Source organism: Rhizobium sp. L1K21 (genome assembly GCF_024055895.1).
Classification (GTDB): domain Bacteria; phylum Pseudomonadota; class Alphaproteobacteria; order Rhizobiales; family Rhizobiaceae; genus Ensifer_A.
The window spans coordinates 1,452,248-1,466,563 of the sequence record NZ_JAMXLE010000001.1 but is presented as its reverse complement, the minus strand read 5'-3'; the positions used below and the strand labels follow the sequence as shown (position 1 = coordinate 1,466,563).

The 14,316-nt window shown below is 55.7% G+C and carries 16 protein-coding genes and 2 tRNA genes; 12 read left to right on the top strand and 6 right to left on the bottom strand.

The window, feature by feature from the left end:
* Positions 1 to 78 precede the first annotated feature (78 nt).
* The 6 genes from NHF56_RS07020 to NHF56_RS06995 all read left to right on the top strand — a co-directional run bounded on the left by NHF56_RS07020 (position 79) and on the right by NHF56_RS06995 (position 4,714).
* Entirely contained in the window at positions 79 to 1,206 is a 1,128-nt protein-coding gene (locus NHF56_RS07020) for an S-(hydroxymethyl)glutathione dehydrogenase/class III alcohol dehydrogenase (protein WP_252802849.1), read from the top strand.
* A gap of 142 nt (positions 1,207 to 1,348) precedes the next feature.
* The gene (locus tag NHF56_RS07015) at positions 1,349 to 1,807 is read left to right on the top strand and encodes a GNAT family N-acetyltransferase (RefSeq protein ID WP_252802846.1); all 459 of its coding nucleotides are present in this window, start codon (positions 1,349 to 1,351) and stop codon (positions 1,805 to 1,807) included.
* A gap of 5 nt (positions 1,808 to 1,812) precedes the next feature.
* On the top strand, positions 1,813 to 2,283 hold the full coding sequence (locus NHF56_RS07010) for a YaiI/YqxD family protein (RefSeq protein ID WP_252802844.1): 471 nt from the start codon (positions 1,813 to 1,815) through the stop codon (positions 2,281 to 2,283).
* Between the two features lie 19 nt (positions 2,284 to 2,302).
* Complete coding sequence (gene fghA / locus NHF56_RS07005; RefSeq protein ID WP_252802841.1) at positions 2,303 to 3,136, top strand: S-formylglutathione hydrolase; 834 nt, start codon at positions 2,303 to 2,305, stop codon at positions 3,134 to 3,136.
* Between the two features lie 127 nt (positions 3,137 to 3,263).
* Positions 3,264 to 3,509, top strand: a complete 246-nt coding sequence (locus NHF56_RS07000) for a zinc-finger domain-containing protein (protein WP_252802839.1) — start codon at positions 3,264 to 3,266, stop codon at positions 3,507 to 3,509.
* A gap of 38 nt (positions 3,510 to 3,547) precedes the next feature.
* Entirely contained in the window at positions 3,548 to 4,714 is a 1,167-nt protein-coding gene (locus tag NHF56_RS06995) for an FAD-dependent monooxygenase (protein ID WP_252802837.1), read from the top strand.
* 2 nt (positions 4,715 to 4,716) lie between these two features.
* On the opposite strand, the gene NHF56_RS06990 is transcribed toward NHF56_RS06995, so the two are convergent.
* On the bottom strand, positions 4,717 to 5,913 hold the full coding sequence (locus tag NHF56_RS06990; protein WP_252802835.1) for a cystathionine beta-lyase: 1,197 nt from the start codon (positions 5,911 to 5,913) through the stop codon (positions 4,717 to 4,719).
* 359 nt (positions 5,914 to 6,272) lie between these two features.
* Here NHF56_RS06990 and NHF56_RS06985 point away from each other — a divergent pair, with 359 nt between their 5' ends.
* The 4 genes from NHF56_RS06985 (at position 6,273) to NHF56_RS06970 (ending at position 10,564) form a co-directional block, all read left to right on the top strand.
* Positions 6,273 to 7,298: an amino acid ABC transporter substrate-binding protein gene (locus NHF56_RS06985; protein WP_252802833.1), complete on the top strand. Its 1,026-nt coding sequence runs from the start codon at positions 6,273 to 6,275 to the stop codon at positions 7,296 to 7,298.
* A gap of 115 nt (positions 7,299 to 7,413) precedes the next feature.
* The gene (locus tag NHF56_RS06980) at positions 7,414 to 8,610 is read left to right on the top strand and encodes an amino acid ABC transporter permease (protein ID WP_252802831.1); all 1,197 of its coding nucleotides are present in this window, start codon (positions 7,414 to 7,416) and stop codon (positions 8,608 to 8,610) included.
* Between the two features lie 2 nt (positions 8,611 to 8,612).
* A complete protein-coding gene (locus tag NHF56_RS06975) occupies positions 8,613 to 9,767 on the top strand; it encodes an amino acid ABC transporter permease (RefSeq protein ID WP_373456257.1) in 1,155 nt (384 codons plus the stop codon).
* A 23-nt stretch (positions 9,768 to 9,790) separates the two neighbouring features.
* Complete coding sequence (locus NHF56_RS06970; protein WP_252802829.1) at positions 9,791 to 10,564, top strand: amino acid ABC transporter ATP-binding protein; 774 nt, start codon at positions 9,791 to 9,793, stop codon at positions 10,562 to 10,564.
* A gap of 243 nt (positions 10,565 to 10,807) precedes the next feature.
* Here the strand turns inward: NHF56_RS06970 and NHF56_RS06965 are convergent.
* The 5 genes from NHF56_RS06965 to NHF56_RS06945 all read right to left on the bottom strand — a co-directional run bounded on the left by NHF56_RS06965 (position 10,808) and on the right by NHF56_RS06945 (position 12,547).
* Positions 10,808 to 10,884, bottom strand: a tRNA-Arg gene (locus NHF56_RS06965).
* Positions 10,885 to 10,933: 49 nt separating this feature from the next.
* Positions 10,934 to 11,239, bottom strand: a complete 306-nt coding sequence (locus NHF56_RS06960) for an ETC complex I subunit (RefSeq protein ID WP_252802827.1) — start codon at positions 11,237 to 11,239, stop codon at positions 10,934 to 10,936.
* A 96-nt stretch (positions 11,240 to 11,335) separates the two neighbouring features.
* Positions 11,336 to 11,412, bottom strand: a tRNA-Pro gene (locus tag NHF56_RS06955).
* Positions 11,413 to 11,480: 68 nt separating this feature from the next.
* The gene (locus tag NHF56_RS06950; RefSeq protein WP_252802825.1) at positions 11,481 to 11,969 is read right to left on the bottom strand and encodes a DUF192 domain-containing protein; all 489 of its coding nucleotides are present in this window, start codon (positions 11,967 to 11,969) and stop codon (positions 11,481 to 11,483) included.
* Positions 11,969 to 12,547 (bottom strand): cold-shock protein, encoded by a 579-nt coding sequence (locus NHF56_RS06945; protein WP_252802823.1) that lies wholly within the window; start codon positions 12,545 to 12,547, stop codon positions 11,969 to 11,971. The genes NHF56_RS06950 and NHF56_RS06945 overlap by 1 nt, the downstream gene beginning before the upstream one ends.
* 204 nt (positions 12,548 to 12,751) lie before the next feature.
* On the opposite strand from NHF56_RS06945, the gene NHF56_RS06940 reads away from it, so the two are divergent.
* Positions 12,752 to 13,192, top strand: a complete 441-nt coding sequence (locus tag NHF56_RS06940; protein ID WP_252802821.1) for a VOC family protein — start codon at positions 12,752 to 12,754, stop codon at positions 13,190 to 13,192.
* Positions 13,193 to 13,325: 133 nt separating this feature from the next.
* On the top strand, positions 13,326 to 14,303 hold the full coding sequence (locus NHF56_RS06935) for a D-Ala-D-Ala carboxypeptidase family metallohydrolase (RefSeq protein ID WP_252802819.1): 978 nt from the start codon (positions 13,326 to 13,328) through the stop codon (positions 14,301 to 14,303).
* Positions 14,304 to 14,316 lie beyond the last annotated feature (13 nt).

Below are 14,316 nucleotides of genomic sequence, written 5' to 3'. Positions count from 1 at the left end.
GGCTTCGGCAGGCTTGAGCGCCGTGATGCTTCTATGCCAATCTCCCTGCAAAACAAATCGCAGGGAGTTTTTTTGATTATGGACGTTAAAGCAGCGGTCGCCGTTCAGGCTGGCAAACCCCTTGAAATCATGACGGTACAGCTTGAAGGACCGAAACAGGGTGAAGTCCTCATTGAGGTCAAAGCAACCGGCGTTTGCCACACAGACGAATTTACGCTGTCCGGTGCCGACCCGGAAGGTATCTTCCCCGCCATCCTGGGCCATGAGGGCGCTGGCATCGTCGTCGATGTGGGACCGGGCGTTACAACACTCAAAAAGGGCGATCACGTTATTCCGCTCTACACGCCTGAATGCCGCACCTGCCCCTCCTGTCTGTCGCGCAAGACCAACCTTTGCACGGCGATTCGTTCAACCCAGGGCCAGGGTCTCATGCCGGACGGCACATCACGCTTTTCCATCGGCAAGGACAAGATCTTCCACTATATGGGCTGCTCCACCTTCGCTCAGTTCACCGTGCTGCCCGAGATCGCGCTTGCCAAGGTCAATCCGGACGCTCCCTTTGACAAGATTTGCTATATCGGTTGCGGCGTCACCACCGGCATCGGCGCTGTCATCAACACGGCCAAGGTCGAAATCGGCGCAACAGCCGCCGTCTTCGGTCTCGGCGGCATCGGCCTCAACGTGATCCAGGGCCTTAAACTTGCAGGCGCAGACATGATCATCGGCGTCGATCTCAACAACGACAAGAAGGAATGGGGCGAACGCTTCGGCATGACCCATTTCGTCAACCCGAAGGAAATCGATGGCGATATCGTCTCCCATATCGTCAACATGACCAAACGCAACGGTGACATGATCGGTGGAGCCGACTACACGTTCGATTGCACCGGCAACACCAAGGTCATGCGTGACGCGCTTGAATGCGCGCATCGCGGCTGGGGCAAGTCGGTTGTCATCGGCGTTGCTGGCGCCGGTCAGGAAATCTCGACTCGCCCCTTCCAGCTGGTCACGGGCCGCACGTGGATGGGAACCGCCTTCGGTGGCGCGCGCGGACGCACCGATGTTCCGAAGATCGTAGACTGGTATATGGACGGCAAGATTGAGATCGATCCGATGATCACCCACACCATGCCGCTTGAGGAAATCAACACCGCCTTCGACCTGATGCATAAAGGCGAATCGATCCGCTCCGTCGTGGTCTATTGATATCAACGATGTTGAAGGGCGGGCTTCATGCTCGCCCTGAATTTTTAAAGCACGGCGAAAATGAGAGCTACAAAAAGTGGGGCGATGTGCGACCGATTCTGGTCGACACCATGCTGCCCGACCTCACGCCCAGGAAGACATCATGTCCGATACGGAGATCAAGACAGATTTAAAGGCGCTGACCGCGCTCACCCCGCTGGAGCTCCATGACCTTTTCAGGTTGCGCATTGATGTGTTCGTCGTCGAGCAGAAATGCCCTTACCCAGAAATTGATGGACAGGATATCAACGCGCTTCACCTGCGTCTGATGAAAGACAACGAGCTTATCGCCGCAACACGTATTCTTCCGCCCAAATCCCCCGGCAAGCCGGTAAAAATCGGCAGGGTCGTCGTCTCCCCCAACCATCGCGGCCAAAGGCTCGGCGAGAAAGTCATGCGTGAATCCATTGACGCATGCCATAGCAACTTCCCCGGAACGGATATTTTCATTTCCGCACAAAGCCACCTGAAATCTTTCTACAATTCGCTCGGGTTCCAGAAGACGTCGGACGAGTATGTGGAAGACGGCATTGCGCATATCGACATGGTTCTTGCAGGTTGATGCTCATGACTGCAAACATCGCACCCGTCATATACGTGGACGCAGACGCCTGCCCGGTGAAAGCTGAAATTTTGAAAGTTGCCGAACGCCACGGTCTGAAGACCATACTGGTTGCCAATTCCGGCCTTCGCCCCTCCCGCGACCCGATGATTGAAAACGTCATCGTCTCAGCAGGCTTCGATGCCGCTGACAATTGGATCGCCGAAAATGCAGGCGAAAACGATCTCGTGATTACGGCCGATGTACCGCTTGCCGTTCGCACTGTGGCAAACGGCTGTCTCGTCTGCGGGCCGACTGGCCGCGAATTCAACGAGAAAAACATCGGAATGGCATCGGCCATGCGCGACCTTGGCGCCCATTTGCGCGAAACCGGCGAAAGCAAGGGCTACAATGCCGCATTTTCGCAGAAAGACCGCTCTACCTTCCTACAGGTATTTGACCAGCTTTGCCGCAAGGCAATAAGAGCAAAACAATAGATTTTAAAAGGACAGAACCATGAACACCATCTCGACCGCTCTCGCGCATGGTGGCACCCAGGGTGTCTATGCACACACATCGAAGACCCTGAACTGCGATATGATTTTCGCCGTCTTCGTACCGCCGCAGGCCAGGGAAACGTCTTGCCCCGTTCTCTGGTACCTTTCCGGCCTCACCTGCACCCATGCCAATGTCATGGACAAGGGCGAGTATCGCCGCATGGCAGCCGAATTGGGACTGATTATCGTCTGCCCGGATACAAGCCCGCGTGGCGAACCTGTTGCCGATGAAACCGACAACTGGCAAATGGGAAAAGGTGCCGGTTTCTACCTCGACGCAACGCAAGAGCCTTGGTCGAAACATTTCCAGATGTACACCTATATTACCGAAGAGTTACCTGCCCTCATATCCGAAAATTTCAATGCAGACATCACGAGGCAAGGCATATTCGGCCATTCCATGGGCGGACACGGGGCATTGACCATTGCGCTCAAGAACCCGGAAAGCTTCAAAAGCTGTTCTGCCTTTGCACCCATCGTGAACCCGATGACATCAGACTGGTCAATTCCGGCGCTCGAAAAATATCTAGGTTCCGACCAAACCGCCTGGCGCCAGTATGACGCTTGCGCACTCGTGGAAGATGGCGCGCGTTTTCCCGAATTTCTCATCGACCAGGGAGCAGCCGACGGCTTTCTTGAAAACGGCCTGAAGCCTTGGCTCTTCGAAAAGGCGGTGGAAGGCACCGGCATCGATCTGCAGCTTAATATGCGCGATGGCTACGACCATTCCTACTTCTTCATTTCCACCTTCATGGACGATCATCTGCGCTGGCATGCTGAGCGGCTGAAGTGATCTTTCAAACGTCAAATACAGGTACAAAATTCCAGCGACTTTCCTGAATTAGCGCTTCTCGGCCCCTACCCTTCGCCGACGAAGCGTTATAAGGTCGCGCCAATTCAGAAGACTTTCGGAGGCAAAAATGGCCGGTCACACCATTCCACATTTTCAAAACGATGGCGGGCATCGCCTCATCGAGGTGGGCGTGAAAGAATTCATGTGCACGGGCGCATCGGCACCATTCGACCATCCGCACATCTTCATGGATCTTGGAGCGGAAAACGAAAAGGTCTGCCCCTACTGTTCCACGCTCTACCGTTTCAATCCGACGCTGAAGGACACGCAGACCAATCCGCCGGGCTGTGTCGTTCATTCTGTTGCGGCCTGATCGAAATCACCACCGCCAGGCGCGGAGCACGTTAAATCATGTCAGCGAAACGCGTTGCAATCGTCGGTGCCGGCGTCGCCGGGCTCGTGGCCGCACTTGCCTTTGCCCGACAAGGTGTCGCCAGCGACATTATCGAGCAGGCAGAACAACTGGATGAAGTCGGTGCCGGGCTCCAGCTGTCGCCCAACGCCACGCGGATACTGGATTATATCGGCGTGCTTGCCCGCATTGAAACAAACTGGAACGCGCCGATTTCCATTGACCTCGCCTCAGGTCGGTCTCTGCGCACTTTGACGCGTATCGAGGTCGGCACCAGGGCCCGTCAGAAATGGGGCGCTCCTTACGGCGTCTTGCACCGCGCGACCTTGCAGAAAAGGTTGTTGGAAGCCGTCAATGAGTCGCCACTTTGCCGGCTGCATTTGGGTCATCGCCTCTTGGAGGCGACTCCCGAAACAATTGCCAATATTGCGGGTGAACGGCCCGATCTCATCATCGGAGCCGATGGTGTCTGGTCGCGGACGCGTAACGCCCTGAAGGGTCACGGCAATCCGGTCTTCTCCGGCTTCGTCGCATGGCGTTTCGTGATACCCGAAAAGAATGTTCCGGCGTTTTTGTCACACAACCGGGTCGTGGGATTTCTGGGCCAGCATACGCATCTGGTTTCCTACCCTTTGCGCGACGCAGGCGGGCATAATCTGGTTGCCATCGCCAGGGGTGAAAATCCAGGTGAAGCCTGGGCAATCAAGACGGACAATGAAACCCAAAGCGCCTTTGCAAGACGAAATTTCGCCGGCTGGCACCCCGAACTCCAGAAGCTGGTGGCATCGGCAGATGACCCGACGTGGTGGCCGCTTTTTGGCGTTTCGGATGGCAGTTGGACGGACGGCAGGTCCCTCGCTCTCGTCGGTGATGCTGCCCACGCCATGCTGCCCTTCGCAGCTCAGGGTGCTGCCATGGCCATTGAAGACAGTTTCACGCTTGCCCGACTGGTCGATCGACTGCCCCTTGCCGAGGCACTCGCGCGTTACGCAGCAGACCGCAAGGCGCGCGTGGCCAAAGTGCGCGCGCGCGGCGATTTCAACCGCTTCGCCTACCATGCCTCCGGCCCAATTCGCCTTGCCCGCAATGCCGTCTTTGCCATGACGCCGGCAAACATGCTGTCCTCGGGCCTCGATTGGATCTACGGTTACGACGCCGGCCGCTGATCTCAACCGATCTCTGCAGCAGCCCGGAAACCCGCTTCCAGATCAGCCTGAATGTCTTTGACATCCTCAAGACCGATCTGAAGACGCACCAAGGCCCCATCGGTTGGACCTTTGCGGATGGTCCGGTCTGACAGGTTTACCCAAACAGCGAGACTTTCATAGCCGCCCCAGGAATAGCCGAGACCGAAAAGGCGAAGCGCATCCAGAAACGCCGAGACCTTGGCTTTCTGCTGACTGGCACCCTCAGCCTTCAAGACGAAGGAAAAGATGCCGCTGGCACCTTTGAAGTCGCGTTTCCAAAGCGCGTGACCGGGAAAACTTTCAAGCCCCGGATGAAGAACGGCAGCAACCTCCTCGCGTCCTTCTAACCACCGCGCAATACCAAGCGCACTCTCCTGGTGACGTTCCAACCGCAAGCCCATGGTGCGAAGCCCGCGCAGAATCTGATAGGAATCGTCGGGCGAGCCGCACATTCCCATCATCATATTGCCTTCGCTCAACTGTTCCCACGTCGCAGCATTTGCCGAAACCAGCCCCATCAGAACATCGGAATGGCCCGATGGATACTTCGTGGCGGCATTGATCGAGACATCGACGCCGAAGTCCAGCGGTTTGAAGAACAGCGGTGTCGCCCACGTATTGTCCATGGTCACGATGGCTCCGTGTCGGTGCGCAACATCTGCAATCGCCGGAATATCCTGCATCTCGAACGTGTTGGAACCTGGCGCTTCCGTGTGAACCAGCTTGGTATTCGCTTTCATCAGGCTTGCGATATCCGTGCCGAGCTCGGGATCGTAATAATCGACCTCAATTCCCAGCCCCTTCAGCATCTGATCGCAGAAGCGGCGTGTTGGCGAATAGACGGAATCGACGACCAGCGCGTGGTCCCCGGCCTTCAAAAACGATAGAAAAGGCACCGAGATCGCCGCCAGCCCTGACGGCAGAATGATGGTGCCGGCAGAACCTTCCAGCGCATTCACCGCATCGCATAACGCATCAGTGGTGGGCGTGCCATGCGTGCCATAAGTGTATTTTTGTCCGCGCGACAGCATGGTGTGCGTATCAGGAAACAGCACAGTGGAGGCGTGCACAACGGGTGGATTGACAAAACCGTGATAAGACCGCGGATCATATCCGCCATGGGCAAGCCGTGTATTCATGCCCAGACGAGCCTTGTTCTGTTCTTTGTCACCACTCATCAACCAACACCTCGATTTGTCATATGGCCCATCCATAATCCCGTGCATGCAGCCGCGTCAATGAAGGAGCAAGGCACGCGGCTATTTCTGAATAAAACGTTCCAAATCATCTATATATTGACTTTTTGTCCGGCATTGACTGCCCGTTTTCAGGCATTACTGCATGTATTTTCAGCAGAAAGCTTGGAACTTGCGATTTTTTGAAAAAAAACTTTCAGAAGTGGGTTGACCGTCAGGGGCAAACTGCCTGAGATAGCCGAAGTTCGCTCCGAGAGGGAGGCGAGCCCCGTCATGATACCCAGGCTGGGGAAGCCAGGGCTGGCGGAAAAACGAATAACAACAGAAAAAGGTTGTCTATCATGAGCAAAAAGCTTTTGTCTGCGGCACTGGGCGCAGCCATCCTTGGCGTAGGCGCACATGCTGCATCTGCTGCCACGTTGGATGATGTGAAGGCGAAGGGATTCGTTCAGTGCGGTGTGAGCCAGGGCATTCCCGGCTTCTCCAACCCTGACGATGCTGGTAACTGGTCCGGTCTGGACGTTGACTATTGCCGCGGTATCGCCGCAGCCATCTTCGGCGATGCAAACGCTGCCAAGTTCACACCACTGTCCTCCAAGGACCGCTTCCCGGCTCTCCAGTCCGGCGAAGTTGACGTTCTGACACGTAACACCACCTGGACCATCAGCCGCGACACCTCGCTCGGCTTCAACTTCCGCACCGTAAACTACTACGACGGTCAGGGCTTCATGGTGAAGAAGAGCCTCGGCGTAAAGTCCGCACTCGAGCTCTCCGGTGCTGCTGTCTGCGTACAGACCGGCACGACAACAGAGCTCAACGTTGCTGACTACTTCAAGGCAAACGGCATGGAATACAAGCCGGTTGTTTTCGAAAAGGAAGCGGACGCCACCGGCGCATATGATGCCGGCCGTTGCGACGTTTACACGACTGACCAGTCTGGCCTTTATGCCATTCGTCTGAACCTGAAGAACCCCGATGAAAACATGGTTCTCCCCGAAGTGATTTCCAAGGAGCCGCTCGGTCCGGCTGTTCGTCAGGGCGACGATCAGTGGTTCGACCTGGTTACCTGGGTTCACTATGCGATGGTCAACGCTGAAGAGCTGGGCATCACCTCTGAAAACGTTGATGATATGAAGGCCAATGGCGGACCGGAAATCAAGCGTATGCTCGGCGCTGAAGAAGGCTCCAAGATCGGTGCCGATCTCGGTGTTTCCGAAGACTGGGCTTATAACATCATCAAGCTGGTCGGCAACTACGGCGAAGTCTTTGCCCGCAACGTTGGCCCTGACACCCCGATCAAGATCGAGCGTGGCATCAACGCGCTTTGGACCAAGGGTGGCCTGCAGTACGGCCCGCCGATTCGCTAATCGCGATTGCTTGACGTCATAACTCTGGATGGAAGGCGGTGATCCGCCTTCCAACTCCCAACGACCCGAATGGGCGAATAAAAGCTCGAAAAGAGCCTTAATGGGGAAAAAATCGATGGCAGATCATGCGCTAGGCTCTGTCAAGCCGAGCTCAAGTGGCAAAGTGTCACTTATATACGACCCGAGAGCCCGTGGAATATTTTACCAGGTTCTCACCGTTTTCCTCGTGGCCCTGTTTGTTTTCATGGTCACGCAAAATACCATTCACAATCTTCAGAAGGCCAACATAGCCTCCGGCTTCGGGTTTCTGGAAGGCCGGGCCGGTTTTGACATCGGCCAGAGCCTCATCGAATATTCAAGTGACTCCACCTATGCCGACGCTCTGCTGGTCGGCCTTCTCAATACCGTGCAAGTTGCCATCGCGGGCGTCATAACAGCCTCCATTATCGGCTTCATTATCGGTTTGGGACGCCTTTCGCAAAACTGGCTGATTGCCAAGATTTGCCAGGTCTATGTGGAAATTTTCCGCAACATCCCGCCGCTGCTTGTCATTTTCTTCTGGTACAAGGGTGTTCTGTCCATCTTGCCAAACGCTAAGGACTCGCTGGAACTGCCCTTCGGAATGTATCTCAACAATCGCGGCTTTGCTTTTCCCAAGATCATACCGGAAAGCGGATTTGGAATCGCCGTTGCTGCATTCATCATCGGCATCGTCGCCTCGGTCATCGTCTCCCGTTGGGCGCGCCAGCGGCAGATGCAGACAGGTCAGCAATTTCCAATCGGCTGGACCCGTTTAGGCCTAATCCTTGGTCTGCCAATCCTGGTTTTCGTCGTACTCGGCGCGCCGGTCAGTTTTGAATATCCGGAACTCGGTCGCTTCAATCTGCGCGGCGGCTCCAATATCGGCCCCGAATTCATCTCGCTTTACCTGGCATTGTCCTTCTACACGGCATCGTTCATCGCTGAAATCGTCCGTGGCGGCATCAAGGCAGTGCCGAAAGGCCAGACCGAGGCTGCCAATGCGCTTGGCTTCCGCGCCGGTCTGACCAATCGCCTCGTGATCATCCCGCAGGCATTGCGTATCATCATTCCGCCGCTGACCAGCCAATATCTCAATCTGACCAAAAACTCCTCTCTCGCTGTCGCGGTTGGTTTTTCCGATGTGGTGGCTGTTGGTGGAACAATGCTCAACCAGACGGGCCAGGCCGTTGAAATCGTTGCCATCTGGCTGGTGATCTACCTCTCCATCTCTGTCAGCACCGCGCTGTTCATGAACTGGTTCAATGCCAAAATGGCGCTGGTTGAAAGGTAAGAATGATGGCTGTGATCAAACCCTACGTTCGCAGCGAAATGGCGCCCGCCATGCCTGCCCCTTCAACTGCCGTGGGCGTAGCCCACTGGGTTCGCCAGAATCTTCTGGCGACACCCAAAGACGTCATCATGACCATCGTCGCAATTGCGGCGCTGGCCTATGTGCTGCCCGGTCTCCTGGATTGGCTGCTCTTCAACGCCACGTGGACGGGCTCCGACCGCACGGCCTGCGCAACCGTCAGCGCCGGCGGCGTCGTTCCCGACGGCCAGGCCGGAGCGTGCTGGCCCTTCGTACAGGCGAAGTTCGAACAGTTCATCTTCGGTCGCTATCCGATTGAAGAGCGTTGGAGACCGATACTGGTCGGCCTTCTCTTTGTCGTGCTGTTGATCCCGATGCTCATTCCCAAGGCGCCCTATAAGGGTTGGAATGCACTGGCGCTGTTTATCGTACTGCCGTTAATCTCCTTCTTCCTGCTCACGGGTGGCTTTGGCCTTGAGCATGTGGAGACGCCCCTTTGGGGTGGCCTGATGGTGACCTTGATCCTGTCCTTCTTCGGGATCACCGTTTCACTGCCAATCGGCATTATTCTGGCGCTCGGACGTCGGTCAAACATGCCGGTCATCAAGATGCTTTGTGTGCTCTTCATTGAAGTCATTCGCGGCATTCCACTGATCACCGTGCTCTTCTTCGCCAGCGTCATGCTACCGCTCTTCCTGCCCGATGGCTGGACGTTCGACAAGCTGCTGCGTGCATTGATCGGCGTATCGCTCTTCTCGTCTGCCTATATGGCCGAAGTGATCCGCGGTGGCCTGCAGGCCATTCCGAAAGGCCAGTTCGAAGGCGCCGATTCCCTCGGTCTCAGCTATTGGCAGAAAATGCGCCTTATCATCCTGCCGCAGGCCATCAAATTGGTCATTCCGGGGATTGTGAACACCTTCATTGGCCTGTTCAAGGACACCTCGCTTGTTTCAATCATCGGCATGTTCGACCTTCTCGGCATCGTGACCCTGAACCTGTCGGACTCCAACTGGGCAACAGCGCAAACACCCATCACCGGCTTTTTCTTTGCCGGCCTCATTTTCTGGATCTTCTGCTTCGGCATGTCCCGGTACTCCCAGTTCATGGAGCGTCACCTGGACACCGGACACAGAAGCTGAAACAAAAATAAAGGGGAACTGAAATGGCAGAAGCCGCAACATCCCAGATGACGGTATCCGATACCGAAGTCGCCGTTGAAATCATCAACATGAACAAGTGGTACGGCGACTTTCACGTGCTGCGCGACATCAACCTGAAGGTTATGCGTGGCGAACGCATCGTGATTGCCGGCCCTTCCGGTTCGGGAAAATCCACGATGATCCGCTGCATCAACCGTCTGGAAGAGCATCAGAAGGGGCAGATCATCGTTGACGGGATTGAACTGACCAACGACCTGAAAAAGATCGACGAAATCCGCCGTGAAGTGGGCATGTGCTTCCAGCACTTCAACCTCTTCCCGCACCTCACCATTCTGGAGAACTGCACATTGGCGCCGATCTGGGTTCGCAAGATGCCCAAGAAGGAAGCAGAGGAAGTGGCGATGCACTATCTCGAGCGCGTCAAGATCCCGGAGCAGGCCGACAAATATCCCGGCCAGCTCTCCGGCGGCCAACAGCAGCGCGTGGCGATTGCTCGCTCGCTCTGCATGAAGCCGAAGATCATGCTCTTCGACGAACCGACATCCGCTCTCGACCCGGAAATGGTCAAGGAAGTGCTCGACACGATGGTAGGTCTTGCCGAAGAAGGCATGACCATGCTCTGCGTGACCCATGAAATGGGCTTTGCCCGCCAGGTCGCCAACCGCGTGATCTTCATGGACCAGGGCCAGATCGTCGAACAGAACTCCCCCAACGAGTTCTTCGACAACCCGCAGCATGAGCGCACCAAGCTCTTCCTCAGCCAGATCCTGCACTGAGCCTAAGGTAAGCATTGGCAAAACGAGACGAAGCAAGGCCCCCGTTCGGGGGCTTTGTTGTAAATGGAACGAGCAAATACAACACCTGCCAAAAACGTCTATCACCGCCACGCGAAGCTCAGCTCAATACTGATCGGATGCTGCGATTTGAGAGATTTTCAGGAAGCGTTCGGCTCGAGGTTGTCACCCATGTCTTAGGAACAATCTGTTACCTATGTCTGCGGTTTGGACACATTTGAAAGTTGGCGACCCCTGCAGGATTCGAACCTGCGACCATCGGCTTAGAAGGCCGGTGCTCTATCCAGCTGAGCTAAGGGGCCATCCTGTCGCGGAACGCTCTGTCCGCAAATTCAGCGCAATTGCGCCCGCTCAATGCGTCCAGGGCTGCGTGCGGGTATATTTGAAATTATCGGTGTAGGAAACCTGCTTGCGCGTCGCTTCCTTGGGTTCGATCACGCGGTAGGCGATGCCCTTGCGTTGCGCATAGCTTTCGGCTGCTTCGCGCGTCTCGAAGTTCAGCTTGACCTGTTGCTTCATGTCACCGGAGCCGGTGTAGCCCATCAGCGGATCGATCACGCGCGGCTGCTCCTGATCAAACTCAAGAACCCAACGGTGCGTCTTGGCTTTGCCGGATTGCATGGCAGTCTTGGCAGGGCGGTAGATTTTGGCCGACATGTTCAGTTCCGTGCTCCAGAAGTCTTGAGACCACAGCCCTGCGGCCCCAACCCGAAAATCCGCAAATGCAGAAGCTGGCAGTTCAGCTTCATCAAATGGTCGGAGTGGAGAGATTCGAACTCCCGACCCTCTGGTCCCAAACCAGATGCGCTACCAGGCTGCGCTACACTCCGTCACCATTTATGGTTCGGGAATACACATTTACCCTCCCCCCTGCAACATCAAAATCAAGCTTTTGCAGTCAATGTGAAGACTTTATTTGCAGCGCCTCTCCCTGCACTGTACTTCCCTCCGCAATACCCAAACGGGTCGCCAGACCTGCATTGATTTCAAGCACATGCGAAACATCACCGCCCGAATCGATGATCGACCGATCCATCGGTCGCGCATTGTGCTTTACCCGGATAACCCGGCCGCTCTCGTCAATGAAGAGCATATCAAGCCCAATCAGCGTATTCTCCATCCACATGGTCACGCGGCGCACTTTCGGAAACGCAAAAAGCATTCCCTGATCGTCTTCCATCGTCTCACGGTGCATCAGTCCCCGCTCACGTTCAGAAGGTGTCGAGGCAACCTCCACCGAAAACATGTGCACCTTTCCATCCGGCCCGGTCACCGAAAGCGGCAGAACCGGCATTTCACCAGCTGCGAAAAGGTACAGCGGAGCCAGAAACAACAAAAGCGCGACGAGCGCGCTTTTCGATAAATTTGCAAGGAAGCGTCTTGCCATCAGTGAGGACGCACCGGCGGCACGGCAACGTCCGGATAAATCTCCGCCGCCATCAACCCTTTTCCGCCTGTTCCGAAGCGGATAAGCACACTTTGCCCAGGCCGCAGTTCCGTCATGCCGAAGCGACGCAAGGTCTCCATGTGGATAAAAATGTCTTCAGTGCCTTCGCCTCTGGTCAGGAACCCGAAGCCCTTGGTGCGGTTGAACCATTTGACGATCACCCGCTCCAGCCCGCTCGATGGCGTCACCTGAACATGGGTCTTGACCGGCGGCAGTTGCGACGGGTGGACCGCGGTGGACTGATCCATGGCGACGATACGAAACGCTTGAAAACCGCGATCTCGTCTCTGTATCAGCGCCACGATTCGTGTGCCTTCCAGGATTGTCTGATATCCATCCCTGCGCAGGCAGGTGACATGCAGAAGCACGTCTTCCATGCCGTTATCCGGCACAATGAAGCCAAAACCCTTGGCCACATCAAACCACTTCACGACACCGGTTATCTCGATCAGATCGACCGGATCATTGGTGACATCATCAACTGCGGATATTTCTTTCGCTGATATTCTATCGGCCATCCTCAGTTCGCCCCTCGATTACACAAAACGCACACAACATTACGGTTAACTGATTCTTGTGGTAACAGATTAAGTCCGCCGAATCGGCCAAGCGCAAGTCCCAGATTTCCTTATACCCTATACAATTTTCTGGCATTCTAGGCTTGCCTGAGGCTTTTCAAACAGACAAAACGGCAAATACCTTTGAAATATTAGGGAGAATTCATGCGATATCTACACACAATGGTTCGGGTCAAAGATCTCGAGGAATCACTTCATTTTTACTGTGCCGTAATGGGAATGCAGGAAGTGCGCCGCATCGAAAACGAGGGTGGTCGCTTCACGCTTGTATTTCTTGCCGCCGCAGAAGACGTCGATGCGGCAAAGAACAGCAAAGCACCCTGCCTTGAGCTTACCTATAACTGGGACCCGGAAGAGTATACAGGCGGCCGCAATTTTGGTCATCTGGCCTATGAGGTCGACAACATCTACGACTATTGCCAGCACCTGATGGACAACGGCGTCACCATCAACCGCCCGCCGCGTGACGGTTATATGGCATTCATTCGCTCGCCTGACGGAATTTCCTTTGAAATCCTGCAAAAGGGCCAGGCACTTCCCTCAGCCGAACCCTGGGCGTCCATGTCCAATACCGGTTCCTGGTAAGCACTCCAGTTTCAGGCAAACTTTCCGGGCGATAGGACAAGCCGGGCGGTTCGAATCATCGGCGTAAAGCCGACATGATTTTGAACCGCCCGCGTGTCTGAAAACATGAAGTATGCGTGCCGGAGTGAAATTGTTGAAAGTAAAGAGGGGCCAGACTATTGGCCGCATGGGTGTCCTTCGCGGCGCGATTCTGTTTCTTCCCCTGACGGCGCTTGCCGGCTGCATGTCGGCCGCGATCAGCGATGTGTCCAGCACGTCGGACACATTCGAAATACAGCCATTGAGCGAAAGCGAGATAGCAAGCATCGCGACCACCCCGACCACCGCCGCCGCATCAAATAGGCAACCGGCTGCAAACGCGCAGGAGGCGGTTAACACGGAAGCGCAACTGAATGCATTCGCGCCACAAGAAACGACAGCCGCTGAAACTCTGGCAAATGCAGTCACCCAACCGACTGCCGTCAATGCCGGCAGTGAAAGCATATTTGCCAGCGCGCCTCCCTCTCCTGTCGCCAAGAGCCTGCCTGAAGATCAAAACAACAATGCGCGGCCATCCATGGCGAGCCTTTTTGCCGCCCCACCACCCGCAGCGTCGGCAACCCAGATGTCGCTCTTCAGCCAACCACCCACACCTGCCGCCGAGCTTCAGACGGAAGAGCCAAATGAGTCGGAAGAGACCCACGAAGCCGATGAAGATCGGCCCACCGGGCTCATGAAACTCATTTCTGCACCCGGCATGGCCCGCATCGCTGCAAATGGCCTTTGGGTTCAAAGCGACAAGGTTGATACGCACTGTTTCAAGCCCGACCTGATCAACATCATCCATCAGGTCGAAAAGCATTTTGGGTCGCCGGCCATCGTCACCTCGGGATTCCGCAGCATCAAACACAACAAGAAAGCCGGTGGCAGCAGCTTTTCCAGACACATGACCTGCGACGCAGCCGACATTCAGGTCAATGGCGTCAGCAAGTGGGACCTCGCAGAATATCTGCGCTCCATTCCCAATCGCGGCGGCGTGGGCACCTACTGCTACACAAAATCGGTCCATATCGACACGGGAAGCCAGCGCGACTGGAACTGGCGCTGCCTGCGCAAGAAGAAGAAATCCTGATTTGCCGGTGCCG